Genomic DNA, 13,036 nt, shown 5'->3' with positions numbered 1-13,036 from the left:
CCGGCCGCCCCGGGCCTGGACCGGCTGCGCGCGGACCTGGCGGCGGCGGGCGCCGAGGCCGTCGCGGTCGCCTGCGACCTGGCCGGCCCGCACGCGTCCGACCGGCTGCGCGAGGCGCTGCGCGGCGAACTGCCGCACATCCGGACCGTGGTGCACGCCGCCGGAGTCGCCGGGCCCGCGCCGCTCGCCGGCACCGATCCCGGCCGGATGGCCGCCACCATCACGCCGAAGGCCGCCGGCGCCGTCGCGCTCGACCAGGTCTTCGACACGGCGGACCTGGACGCGTTCGTCCTGTACTCCTCCGCCGCCGGGGTCTGGGGCGGCGCCGGGCAGGGCGCGTACGCGGCGGCCAACGCCCACCTCGACGCCCTCGCCCGCCTCCGCCGCCGGCGCGGCCGCCGCGCCACCGCGGTCGCCTGGGGGCCGTGGGCCGGCGGCGGCATGGCCGACGGCGAGGCGGGCCGGCACCTGGCCCGCCTCGGCCTGCGGCCCATGGCTCCGGCGGCCGCCCTGGCCGCCCTCGGCCAGGCCCTGGCGGAGGACAGGACGCAGCTGACCGTCGCCGACGTGGACTGGCCGCGCTTCGCGCGCGGCTACACCGCCGCCCGCCCCCGCCCGCTGATCGCCGACCTCGCCGGGAGCGCGCCGCAGGCGCCGCCGGACGCGGGTCCGCGCGAGGCCGGCCGGGGCCCGCGGTGGGACCGGTCCGCGGACCGGTCGCCCGCGCGGCTCGCCGCCGACGTGCTCGGCCTGGTCCGCGCCGAGGCCGCCGCGCAGCTCGGCCACGCCGACGCCCGCGCGGTCGGCCCGGCCCAGCCCTTCCGGGACCTCGGCTTCGACTCGCTGGCCACCGTCGGCCTGCGCAACCGGCTCACCGAGGCCACCGGCGTGGAACTCCCCGCCACCCTGCTCTACGACCACGAGACCCCCGAGGCCCTGGCCGCGCACCTGGCCGCCGCCCTCGGCGGGCCCGGCGCGGCCCGTCCGGCGCCGCGCGCCGAGCCCGCCGCGGGGGACGCCCGCGAACTGCTCGGCGGCGTCTACCGCGAGCTGGCCCTGCGCGGGCGGATGGACGACGCCGAGACCCTGCTCGCCGGCGCCTCCGGGCTGCGGGAGACCTTCGACGACCCGGGCCGGTTCGATCGAGCCCCCGGCTTCGTCCGCATGACCCGGGGCGGCGACCAGCCCGCGGTGATCTGCTTCCCGCCGTTCGCGCCCGTCGAGGGCACCCTTCAGTTCGGCCGCCTGGCGAGCGCCTGCGAGGGGTTCTGCGACACCTCGGTCCTGACCGTCCCGGGCTTCCGCGCCGGGGAACCGCTCGCCGCCTCACGCGACGTCCTGCTGGGCCTGCTCGCCCGCGCGACCCGGCGGTGCGCCGACGGCCGCCCGTTCGTCCTGCTCGGGTACTCCTCCTCCGGCTGGCTCGCGCACGGCGTGTGCACCCGCCTGGAATCGGCCGGTCTGCGGCCCGCGGCCGTCGTCCTGCTGGACACCTACCTGCCCGCGACCATGTCGCGGCGCATGCGCAAGGCCATGAACTACGAGGTCATCGTCCGCAGGCAGGCGTTCACGGCGCTCACGTACACCGGTCTGACGGCGATCGGCACCTACCGGCGGATGTTCCGCGGCTGGCAGCCGGAACCCGCCCTCGCGCCCACGCTGTTCGTCCGCCCGTCCCGCTGCGTGCCCGGCTCGCCCGAGGAGCCGATGACCGGCGCGGACTGGCGGTCGTCCTGGCCGTACCCGCACACGGCCCTGGAGGTCGACGGCGACCACTGCACGATGATCGGCGAGCACGCGGCCCAGACCGGCGCGGCGGTGCGCGCGTGGATCGCGGGGCTCGACCGGCCCGCCGGCACCACCTGAGTCTCCCGGAACCGCGACAGCCGAAAGGAACCCCTCCCGTGACCGAGCCCGACACCGACACCGCCGGCCCAGGGGCCGCCGCCCGCACCCCGGTCCCCGGTTCGACCGCGCACCTCGACGCGGACTTCCTCGCGGACCGGGCCGCGATCCTCGACCTCGTGGCCGCCTACGGCCTGTACCACGACTCCGGCGACTTCGACGCGCTCGGCGACCTGTTCACCAAGGACGCCCGCTTCGGCTTCACCCCGCGACCGGAGGGCTATCCGCCGTCGGTCACCACCCGCGACCGCATCGTGCAGGCCACGGCCGCGCTGTACCGGCACAACACCGAGGCCCGCGGCGCCCACTCGCGCCACCTCACCACCAACACGGTCATCACCCGTATCACCGCCACCACCGCCGAGGCGAGGTCGCTGCTGTCCGTCGCCTTCGCCTTCGACGACGGCCACCACGAACTGGGCCGCAGCGGCTCCTACGTCGACCTCCTGCGGAAGGAGGGCCCGCGCTGGCGCATCGCCGACCGGCAGCTGTGGCTGCGCGACCTGCCCCGCGTCCCCGCCCCGGGCGACCCCCANGCTCCCGACGCCAGCTACGGCCACTCGCGGCGTTGGCGAAACGTCCGAATAGAACCACTATTCGGACGCTCCGCCGCCTTGCGATTGACCGCATCTGACGCCGCTCGCTGATCCACCAGGGATTACGGGACAGCCTTTAGCCGCCCCGCTCCCGGCACGCCACCAGGATTCCGGCCCGCCGTTAGGAAGATGATGATCCCGGTACTCGACCTCGTGCAGATCTCGTCGCTCCCCGACGCCGAACGCGAGCTGGAGCAGCTCGCCCGCAGGCACCCCGTCATCCGCACCCGCCAGGTGGGCGGCGTCGAGGCGTGGACCGTGCTCGGCGCCGCGCTCACCCGCAGGCTGCTGGGCGACCCCCGGCTGTCCAACGACCTCCACGGCCACGCGCCCCACGCCGCGCAGACGGCCGACGGCCCGGTCGTGCTGTTCGAGCAGGACAACCCCGACCACACGCGCTACCGCCGCCTGGTGAGCGCCGCCTTCGCGTCCCGCGCGGTCCGCGGGCTCCAGCCGCGCATGACGGAGATCGCGCGCGGTCTGCTGGACCGGCTGCCGGACGAGGGGACGGCCGACATCGTCGAGGCGTTCGCCAACCCCTTCCCGCTGGAGGTGATCTGCGAGCTGCTCGGCGTGCCCCTGGCCGACCGCGCGCAGTTCCACAGCCGCGTACAGAACATGGACTCGCCCTCCACCGCCGTGCGCCAGGCGGCGATGGACGCGTTCGTGGCCTACTGCGCGACCCTGGTGGACGCCAAGCGCGCGCGCCCCGGCGAGGACCTGCTCAGCGAGCTGGTCACCGCCGAGTTCGAGGACGGCTCCGGGCTCACCCGCGACGAGCTGGCGGGCTTCGGCTCGGTGCTGCTGTTCGCCGGCCACGTCACCACCGCGTACGTCATCGCCGGCGCGCTCCTGGAACTGCTGACCCACGACGACCAGCTGGCCGCGCTGCGCGCCGACCCGGCCCTGGTGTCCGCCACCGCCGAGGAGGCGCTGCGCTTCCGAGGCTCGCTGCTGTCCACCACCAACCGGGTCGCCCTGGCCGACATCGAGGCGGACGGCGTCGTCATCCGAGAGGGCGAACTCGTCCGCTTCCTGCTCTCGGCCGCCAACCGGGACCCGCTCGTCCGGGAGGACCCGCACGCCTTCGACATCTCCCGCGCCACCTCCGCGCACCTCGGCTTCGGCCACGGCCCCCACTTCTGCCTCGGGCAGCGGCTGGCGCGGCAGGAGATCCAGGTCGCGCTCAGCGAGATCCTGTCCCGGTACTCCGTCCTGGAACTCGCCGTCCCGCCGGACACGCTCCGCTGGCGCTCCTCGGACTTCCTGCGCGGCCTCGCGGCGCTCCCGCTGCGCTACGCCGTCTGACCGTTTCGGCGCGCGTGCGCGTCGCCGCAGGTCAGCGGGGTCCTCGGGGTGAGTGGTAGCGTCGTGCCATGACCCCGCAAGAGCTCGCCAACCTCGCGCACCTGCGCCGGGCACGGGATCTGATCGACCGGGAGTACGCCCGCCCGCTCGACGTGCCGGCCATGGCCCGGCACGCGCTCATGTCGCCGGCGCACTTCTCGCGGCAGTTCCGGGCGGCCTACGGCGAGACGCCGTACAGCTACCTCATGACCCGCCGGATCGAGCGCGCCATGGCGCTGCTGCGCGGCGGCATGGGCGTGACCGACGCGTGCATGGCGGTCGGCTGTACCTCACTCGGCTCGTTCAGCTCGCGCTTCGCCGAGCTTGTGGGCGAGACGCCGAGCGCCTACCGCGGCCGGGAGCACCGCGCTGTGGCGGCGATGCCCGCGTGCGTGGCGAAGGCGCGCACCCGGCCGGTCAGGAACACGCCGAGCAGGAATGGAGAAGCGGCCCGGGAGTCCGCCGCCTAGCGTGAGCCGCATGACCATCGCACTCCAGTACTGCCACGTCACCGTCAACGACCCGGACGAGTCGCTCGGCTTCTACCGCGACGCGCTCGGCCTAGAGGTGCGCAACGACGTCGCCTCGGGCGGGTTCCGCTGGGTCACCCTCGGCAGCCCGGACCAGCCGGGCCTTGAGATCGTGCTCTCGGAGCCGCACGCCGGCCGGTCCCAGGCCGACGGCGACACCCTCCAGGAACTGCTCACCAAGGGCGTCCTGCCGATGATCGTCTTCCGTACCGACGACCTCGACGCGACCTTCGAGAGGGTGCGGGCGTCCGGTGCCGAGGTGCTGCAGGAGCCCGTGGACCAGCCCTGGGGCCCGCGGGACTGCGCGTTCCGCGACCCCTCCGGCAACCTGGTGCGGATCTCGCAGGCGCCGGCGGCATAGTGGCCGGCGGGCGTGCCGGGCGGCCGGGCGGCTCGGTGAGCGGGAGCGGCGGACGAGCCGGACCCTGCTTGAATCGGTCCCGATCCAGGCGACGCCGACGGCAGACCCCGAAGGCGACCCACGCCCGACCGATGGAGACACGATGAGCCACGCCGCGAGGACGAACCCGCAGTCGCCCACCCCGCACGCTGCCGACAGCCACGACCTGATCCGCGTGCACGGCGCGCGCGAGAACAACCTCAAGGACGTCAGCGTCGAGATACCCAAGCGCCGGCTGACGGTGTTCACCGGCGTCTCCGGCTCGGGCAAGAGCTCGCTGGTGTTCGACACGATCGCCGCGGAGTCGCAGCGGCTGATCAACGAGACGTACAGCGCCTTCGTCCAGGGCTTCATGCCGACGCTGGCGCGGCCCGAGGTCGACGTCCTCGACGGGCTGACCACCGCGATCACCGTCGACCAGCAGCGGATGGGGGCCGACCCCCGGTCCACGGTCGGCACCGCCACCGATGCCAACGCGATGCTGCGGATCCTCTTCAGCCGGCTGGGGAAGCCGCACGTCGGCCCGCCCGGCGCGTTCTCCTTCAACGTCGCCTCGGTGCAGGCGAGCGGCGGGTTCACGGTCGACCGCGGCGCCGAGAAGACGAAGACCGAGAAGGTGACCTTCAGCCGCACCGGGGGCATGTGCACGCGCTGCGAGGGCCGGGGCTCGGTCTCCGACATCGACCTCGCCCAGCTGTACGACGACGCCAAGTCGCTCGCCGAGGATCCGTTCACCATCCCCGGCTACACCGGCGGCGGCTGGGCGGTGCGGCTGATCACCGAGTCCGGCTTCCTCGACCCGGACAAGCCGATCCGCGAGTACACCAGGCAGGAGCGGCACGACCTCCTCTACCGCGAGCCGACCAAGGTGAAGGTCAACGGCGTCAACCTCACCTACGAGGGGCTGATACCGAAGATCCAGAAGTCGCTTCTGGCCAAGGACCGGGAGGCGATGCAGCCGCACATCCGGGCGTTCGTCGACCGGGCGGTCACCTTCACCCGGTGTCCCGAGTGCGACGGCACCCGGCTCAGCGAGCTGGCCCGTTCGTCGCGGATCGGCGAGGTCAACATCGCCGACGCGTGCGCGATGGAGATCCGGGACCTGGCCGCGTGGGTCCGCGGCCTCGACGAGCCGTCGGTCGCGCCGCTGCTCGCCGCGTTGCAGCGGACTCTCGACTCGTTCGTGGAGATCGGCCTCGGCTACCTGTCGCTGGACCGGTCGTCGGGCACGCTGTCGGGCGGCGAGGCGCAGCGCGTGAAGATGATCCGCCACCTGGGCTCCTCGCTCACCGACGTCACCTACGTCTTCGACGAGCCCACCACGGGCCTGCACCCCCACGACATCCAGCGGATGAACAACCTGCTGCTGCGGCTGCGGGACAAGGGCAACACGGTGCTCGTCGTGGAGCACAAGCCGGAGACGATCGCGATCGCCGACCACGTCGTGGACCTGGGCCCCGGCGCCGGTACGGCCGGCGGCTCGGTCTGCTTCGAGGGCACCGTCGAGGGGCTGCGGGCCAGCGGGACCCTCACCGGCCGCCACCTGGACGACCGGGCCGCCCTCAAGGAGGCGGTACGGACGCCCACCGGCACCCTGCCGATCCGCGGCGCCGACGCCCACAACCTGCGCGACGTCGACGTCGACATCCCGCTCGGGGTGCTCGTCGCCGTCACCGGCGTCGCCGGCTCCGGCAAGAGCTCGCTCCTGCACGGGTCGATACCCGCCGACGCGGGCGTGGTGTCGGTCGACCAGGGCGCGATCCGCGGCTCGCGCCGCAGCAACCCGGCGACGTACACCGGACTGCTCGACCCGATCCGCAAGGCGTTCGCGAAGGCCAACGGCGTGAAGCCGGCGCTGTTCAGCGCCAACTCCGAGGGCGCCTGCCCCACCTGCAACGGGGCCGGGGTCGTCTACACCGACCTGGCGATGATGGCCGGCGTCGCCACCACCTGCGAGGAGTGCGAGGGGAAGCGGTTCCAGGCGTCGGTGCTGGAGTACCGCTTCGGCGGCCGCGACATCAGCGAGGTGCTCGCGATGCCGGTGACCGAGGCCGAGGAGTTCTTCGGCGCCGGCGAGGCGCGCACGCCCGCGGCCCACCGGATCCTGGAGCGGCTGGCGGACGTCGGGCTCGGCTACCTCAGCCTCGGCCAGCCGCTCACCACGCTGTCCGGCGGCGAGCGGCAGCGGCTCAAGCTGGCCACGCACATGGCCGAGAAGGGCGGCGTCTACGTCCTGGACGAGCCGACCACCGGCCTCCACCTCGCCGACGTCGAGCAGCTGCTCGGCCTGCTCGACCGGCTGGTCGACTCCGGAAAGTCCGTCATCGTCATCGAGCACCACCAGGCGGTCATGGCGCACGCCGACTGGATCGTCGACCTCGGCCCCGGCGCCGGGCACGACGGCGGCCGGATCGTCTTCGAGGGCACCCCCGCCGACCTCGTCGCCGCCCGCTCCACCCTCACCGGCGAGCACCTCGCGGCGTACGTCGGCGCCTGACCGCCGCCGCCCGGCCCCGGTGGCTACGGGGCCGGGCGGCGGGGCCCGGGGTGCGCGGCCTCAGGAGGCCGCCCGCCGGGGCGCCCGCCGGGAGTCCGCGTCCGGGTGGGCCAGGCCCAGGTGGTCGCGCAGCGTCGTACCCGTGTAGTCGTGGCGGAACACGCCGCGCTCCTGGAGCAGCGGTACGACGGTGTCCGCGAAGGTGTCGAGGCCGCCGGGGGTGATGTGCGGGACGAGGATGAAGCCGTCGGCGGCGTCCGTCTGGACGAAGTGGTCGATGGTCTCGGCCACGGTGGCCGGGGAGCCGATGAAGGACTGGCGGCCGGTGGTCTCGATGACCAGTTCGCGGATCGACAGGTTCTCGGCCGCGGCGCGCTCGCGCCACTGCCTGGCGACGGCGAGCGGGTCGCGGAAGGCCCGGACGCTGGCGCGGCCGCGGGCGATGGTGTGCTCCCCGGGGTCCGGGTCGATGTCGGGCAGCGGGCCGTCCGGGTCGTAGCCGGACAGGTCGCGGTTCCAGACGTGCTCCAGGAACCTGACCGCGGTCTGCCCGCTGACCTGCCGGCGCCGCACCTCGTGGGCCAGTTCCCGGGCCTCGGCGTCGGTGTCGCCCAGGACGAAGGTCGCGGCGGGCAGGATCAGCAGCTGGTCGCGGGCGCGGCCGTAGCGTGCCAGGCGGCCCTTGACGTCGGCGTAGAACTCGCGGCCCGCCTCCAGGGTGCTGTGCCGGCTGAAGATCGCGTCCGCGTCGGCCGCGGCGAACTCGCGGCCCTCGTCGGAGTCGCCGGCCTGGAAGATCACCGGACGGCCCTGCGGGCTGCGCGGGACGTCGAACTGCCCGGTGATGTCGAACTGCTGTCCCCGGTGGACGAAGGCCCCGGCTCGCGCGTCCTTCAGGAAGACGCCGGACGCCTGGTCGGCGACGATCTCGTCGCCGTGCCAGGAGTCGAACAGCTCGGTGGCGGTGGCCAGGAACTCCCTGGCCCGGGAGTAGCGCTGGTCCTGCGGCAGGAAGCCGCCGCGCCGGAAGTTCTCACCGGTGAAGGCGTCCCAGGAGGTGACGACGTTCCAGGCGGCGCGTCCGCCGGAGAGGTGGTCCAGGCTGGCGAACTGGCGGGCCACCTCGTAGGGCTCGTTGAAGGTGGAGTTGATGGTGCCGGTCAGGCCGAGCCGTTCGGTGACGGCGGCGAGCGCGGACAGCACGGTGAAGGTGTCGGGCCGCCCCACCACGTCCAGGTCGTATATTTTTCCGCCCTGTTCGCGCAGCCGCAGCCCCTCGGCGAGGAACAGGAAATCGAATTTGGCACGCTCGGCGGTCTGCGCGAAATGCGCGAACGAGCTGAACTCGATATGGCTGCCCGCCCGCGGGTCGCTCCACACGGTGGTGTTGTTGACGCCCGGGAAATGGGCCGCCAGATGGATCTGCTTGATCGGCTTGCTCATGGTCGCGGGGTCCTCCGGCTCAGACGGCGGTGGCTCGGGGCGTCCCCTGCTCGTCAGAGCGCGGGGCATAGCGGTTGGCGGGGCGGGCGAGTCCGAGGAGCCCGCGCAGGGTGCCGGCCTCGTAGGCGCGCCGGAAGGCGCCGCGGCGCTGGAGTTCGGGCACCAGGCCCCGGGTGATCGCCGGCAGGTCGTGGCCGAGCACGGCGGGGCGCAGCCGGAAGCCGGACAGCCCGGCCTGCCGCCACCGAAGGAGCAGGTCGGCGAGTTCCGCGGGCGTACCGGTGAAGATCTCCGCGTCGCCGCGGTACGGCTCGCCCGCGAGGTCGTCCAGCCTGGACCTACGGTCCCGCGCCGCGCCGGGGGTGTCGTCGAGGAACACCACCAGGTCGCCGAAGACGTGCAGCGGCTCGTCGGCGCGCCCGGCGGCGGCCTGGGCGGCACGGATCTCGGCGACGAGGGAACCGGCGTCGTCGGCGTCGTGCGGCGTGACGTACCCGAGGTCGGCGGCGCGGGCGAGCAGTCGGAACGGCGCGCCCGTCGCGTTCCGGTGGGCCAGGGCGGTGACGAGCGGCTGGCCCTGCGGCGGCCGGGGCGTGATCGAGGGTCCCCGGACGCTGAAGTGGCGGCTCTCGAAGTCGATGTAGTGCAGCTTGTCGCGGTCGATGAAGCGCCCGGTGGCGACATCCCGGATCTCCGCGTCGTCCTCCCAGCTGTCCCACAGCCGGCGCACCACCTCCACGTAGTCCGCGGCCTCGTCGAAGAGGTCGGTGACCAGCTCCCGTACGGCCGGGTCGGCGAGCCGCGCGATGTCCTCGGCGCGCAGCTCGGGAACCGTACGGCGGCCGAAGTGCGCGGCCTCGTTCCGCCGTCCCGACACCCGCACCTGGAGGCCGGCGCGCCCGGTGCTGACGTAGTCCAGGGTGGCGATCGCCTTGGAGAGGTGGAACGGCTCGGTGTGGGTGGCCACCGCCGTCGGCACCAGGCCGATGTGCCGGGTCAGCGGGGCGACCCGGGCCGCGACGAGGACGGCGTCGAGCCGGCCGCGTACCTGGTCGGTACGCCCGTCCGGTGCGGTGGGATGCGAGGACTGAAGACCGAGCCCGTCCTCGAACGTCACGAAGTCCAGCAGTCCTTGTTCGGCCTCGGCGACGAGGCCGGCCCAGTACCCGGCGGAGTGCAGGTCCTTCGGCCGGGCCACCGGCTCGCGCCAGGCGGCCGGGTGCCATCCGGCGCCGTCGAGCGCGACCGCGAGATGCAGGGGAGAAGACGGGGAAGGGGAAGAAGGTGCTGACACGGTAGGAGTGCCTTCCGGATCGACCGTACGAGAACGCCCGCCTCCAGGGGGAGGCTTCGGCGCGGGAGCGGCAGGTCAGGAACAACAGAGCGCGCCGGCCACGCGCAGCAGATCGATGTGCGTCCGGCGGTACAGGCGGACGCGGCCACGCGGGGGGACGACCGCGGCGCGGCAGAACACCGGTGCCGTCACTGTCGCCTCCGCCCCGCCGGCCGACGGCGCTCCGGGCGCCGTCGGCTTCGCTTCGGGTGACCTTCGAGATCACGTCCGACTGGTTTTGCTGCACAACAGCGCGGACCCGCTCCTTGTTCCCCGCTCGCGGTTTCCCTGATCGCGGTTGCCCGATCGCGCGCCCGGCACCGGCGCCGTGCCGTGACCGCCGTTTCGGCTCCCCAAGCGGCCCGGACCGGCCGGAGCGGCCCGTACCGGCCCGGAGGTGCGGTGGGCCGCGGCGGCCGGGTTCCCGGCGGTCCGCCTGCCACCCGCCGCCACGGGTCGCCGGCGGCCCGTGGCGGCGGGTGAGCCGGGATGGGCACGGTACGAAAAGCGGAAAAGACGAGGTAGCAGCGACTCCAGCTGCTCCTGAGGCGCCGTCGAGTCGCCCTCGACCGCTCTTCGTCCCATCCGGCGTATAAATTCTGGGAATCTCCGTCGCGGCGATTCCGCACAACGGAAAACCACCAGCTCACGCCCTCACCACTCCCCCGAGTTTTTGTCCTGCCTCTGCGGATTTGGAGACGGACCAGTTGCCCGAGTCCCGAAGCGAGTTTCCAGCAATCGGCCATCCGTGGATCGTCTCCGGACCGACCGGGTCCGCGCTGCGGGCGCGGGCGCGGGCGCTCCGCGACCATGTGGCCGCCCATCCCGAGCTGCGGCCGGAAGACATCGGCCACACCCTGGCGACCACCCGTCCGGCCCTCGCGCACCGGGCGGCCGTGCTCGCCGCGGACCGGCAGGGGTATCTGCGGGCGCTCGACACGGTGGCCGAGGCCGGGGAGGGCCCCGGGGTCGTGCGGGGCACGGCCGCGGCGGCGGGGGACGGCGTGGTGTTCGTCTTTCCCGGGCAGGGCCCCCAGTGGTCCGGCATGGCCGCCGACTTACTGGACACGTCGTCCGTCTTCCGGCAGACCGTCGACGCCTGCGCCGAAACGTTCGCGCCGTACGTCGACTGGTCGCTGGAGGCGGTCCTGCGCGGCGCGCCGGGGGCACCGCCGTTGGAGCGGGCCGACGTGGTGCAGCCCGCGCTGTTCGCGGTCATGGTGGGGCTGGCCGAGCTGTGGCGGTCGCACGGCGTCGAGCCGGTGGCGGTCGTGGGGCACTGCGTCGGGGAGATCGCGGCGGCGCATGTGGCCGGCGCCCTGCCGCTGCCCGAAGCGGCGCGCGTGGCGATCGAGTGCGGCCGCGCGCAGGCGGCGCGGTCCGGGACGGGGACACTGGTCGCCGTCGCGCTGTCCGAGGCGGACCTGGAACCCCTGCTGCGACGGTGGGCGGGCCGGCTGGTGATCGGGGCGCTCAACGGCCCCCAGGCCACCGTCGTCTCCGGCGGCCAGGACGCCGCCGAGGAACTGCTGCGCGAGCTCACCGCGGCCGGTGTCCGGGCCCGCAGGGTGGCGATCGACCTCCCCACCCACTCGCCGGCCCTGGACGTCATCAGGGACGACCTGCTCGGCTCGCTGGGGCCGGTCGGCGCGTGCGCGTCGCGGGTGCCGTTCCACTCCTCGGTGACCGGCGAGGTGCTGGACACCACAGGACTCGACGCCGCCTACTGGCACCGCAACCTCACCACCACCGTCCAGTTCGAGCGCGCCGTGAGCCGGCTGATCCGGCAGGGGAAGCGCTGCTTCGTCGAGCTGAGCCCGCATCCGACGCTCACCATGTGCGTGCAGGCCATCGCCGAGGACGTGGCCGGTGGCGAGCCCGTCATGGTCGCCCCCACCCTGCGCCGCCACCACTCCGGCGTGGCGGGATTCCGCGCGGCGCTGGCCGAGTTGTACGTACGCGGCGCGCTGGACGACCACGAAGCGGCGTTCTCGGTGCCCGGCGCCCACCGGATCGACCTGCCCGCGGACCCGGACCCCGCCGACACCGCCGACGACGACACCGACGACGACACCGCGCAGCCCGCCGGCACGGACCGGCGCGCACTCGTGGACCGGCTGGCTCCGCTCTCCGCCACGGAGCGGCTGCGGCAGCTGCGCGAACTGGTCCGCGCCCAGGCCGCCGCGGCACTCGAACACGCGGCGGGCGCCGGCCCGTCGGCGCCTGCCATGACGGACCACGAGACGTTCGACACCGCGGGTTTCGACTCCGCCGCCGCCGTCGCGCTGCGCAACCGGCTGGGCGCCGCCGCCGGTGTCGTCCTGCCCTTCACCCTCGCCTTCGACCATCCGACTCCGGCGGCGGTGGCCGACCACCTGCACACGCTCCTGTTCGGCCGGCGGGCCACCCGTACCCCGACGGGCGCGGACGACGGCCACGCCCTGGCGCCGTCGAGCGGGGAGCCGATCGCCGTCGTCGGCATGGCGGGCCGCTTCCCCGGCGGCGCGCAGACGCCCGAGGAGCTGTGGCAGCTCGTCGCCGCCGGCACCGACGCGATGTCGCCCTTCCCCGTCGACCGCGGCTGGGATCCGCAGGAGTTCTACGACCCGGATCCGGCCCGTCCCGGCACGTACTACCAGCGTGAAGGCGGCTTCCTGCGCGACGCCGACAAGTTCGACGCCGAGTTCTTCGGCATCGCGCCCCGGGAAGCCCTGTCCATGGACCCGCAGCACCGGCTGCTGCTGGAGACCTCCTGGGAGGCGCTGGAGCGGGCGGGCATCGACCCGTCGGCGCTGCGCGGGAGCCGTACCGGGGTGTACGTCGGTGTCGCCCCGCTCGACTACAGCCCCCGCATGCACCAGGCGGCCCAGGAGCTGGAAGGCTACCTGCTGACCGGCAACGTCGGGGCCACCGCGTCGGGGCGGATCTCCTACGTCCTCGGACTGGAGGGCCCGGCGATCTCGGTGGACACGGCGTGCTCGTCGT

Annotated in this window: 10 protein-coding genes; 7 read left to right on the top strand and 3 right to left on the bottom strand. The window is 74.1% G+C overall.

What is annotated here, in order from left to right:
* From RKE29_RS21535 to RKE29_RS21510, 6 genes are all read left to right on the top strand, one after another.
* Positions 1–1,866, top strand: a 1,866-nt coding sequence (locus RKE29_RS21535) for a KR domain-containing protein (protein WP_312007172.1), incomplete at its 5' end; no start/stop codon positions are given.
* A gap of 38 nt (positions 1,867–1,904) precedes the next feature.
* Positions 1,905–2,552 carry a nuclear transport factor 2 family protein gene (locus RKE29_RS21530; RefSeq protein WP_312007171.1) on the top strand — a complete coding sequence of 216 codons (648 nt, stop codon included), beginning with the start codon at positions 1,905–1,907 and terminating at the stop codon, positions 2,550–2,552.
* Positions 2,553–2,630: 78 nt separating this feature from the next.
* Positions 2,631–3,809, top strand: coding sequence for a cytochrome P450 (locus tag RKE29_RS21525; protein ID WP_312007170.1), 1,179 nt, complete (start codon positions 2,631–2,633; stop codon positions 3,807–3,809).
* A gap of 68 nt (positions 3,810–3,877) precedes the next feature.
* Complete coding sequence (locus tag RKE29_RS21520) at positions 3,878–4,318, top strand: helix-turn-helix transcriptional regulator (RefSeq protein ID WP_312007169.1); 441 nt, start codon at positions 3,878–3,880, stop codon at positions 4,316–4,318.
* Between the two features lie 10 nt (positions 4,319–4,328).
* Entirely contained in the window at positions 4,329–4,739 is a 411-nt protein-coding gene (locus RKE29_RS21515) for a VOC family protein (protein ID WP_312007168.1), read from the top strand.
* A gap of 142 nt (positions 4,740–4,881) precedes the next feature.
* Entirely contained in the window at positions 4,882–7,275 is a 2,394-nt protein-coding gene (locus RKE29_RS21510) for an excinuclease ABC subunit UvrA (RefSeq protein WP_312007167.1), read from the top strand.
* Positions 7,276–7,335: 60 nt separating this feature from the next.
* Here the strand turns inward: RKE29_RS21510 and RKE29_RS21505 are convergent, their stop codons facing one another.
* From RKE29_RS21505 to RKE29_RS30840, 3 genes are all read right to left on the bottom strand, one after another.
* Complete coding sequence (locus RKE29_RS21505; RefSeq protein WP_312007166.1) at positions 7,336–8,718, bottom strand: NtaA/DmoA family FMN-dependent monooxygenase; 1,383 nt, start codon at positions 8,716–8,718, stop codon at positions 7,336–7,338.
* 19 nt (positions 8,719–8,737) lie between these two features.
* On the bottom strand, positions 8,738–10,012 hold the full coding sequence (locus tag RKE29_RS21500; RefSeq protein ID WP_312007165.1) for an LLM class flavin-dependent oxidoreductase: 1,275 nt from the start codon (positions 10,010–10,012) through the stop codon (positions 8,738–8,740).
* A gap of 75 nt (positions 10,013–10,087) precedes the next feature.
* Positions 10,088–10,192 carry a putative leader peptide gene (locus tag RKE29_RS30840; protein ID WP_369016047.1) on the bottom strand — a complete coding sequence of 35 codons (105 nt, stop codon included), beginning with the start codon at positions 10,190–10,192 and terminating at the stop codon, positions 10,088–10,090.
* Positions 10,193–10,758: 566 nt separating this feature from the next.
* Between RKE29_RS30840 and RKE29_RS21495 the strand changes: the two genes are divergently transcribed.
* The coding region (locus RKE29_RS21495; protein ID WP_312007164.1) for an acyltransferase domain-containing protein at positions 10,759–13,036 on the top strand (2,278 nt) is incomplete at its 3' end.

This window comes from Streptomyces sp. B1866, from assembly GCF_031932565.1.
GTDB lineage: Bacteria > Actinomycetota > Actinomycetes > Streptomycetales > Streptomycetaceae > Streptomyces.
The sequence above is the reverse complement of the archived record's forward strand: the minus strand, read 5'-3'. Positions and strand labels throughout refer to the sequence as shown.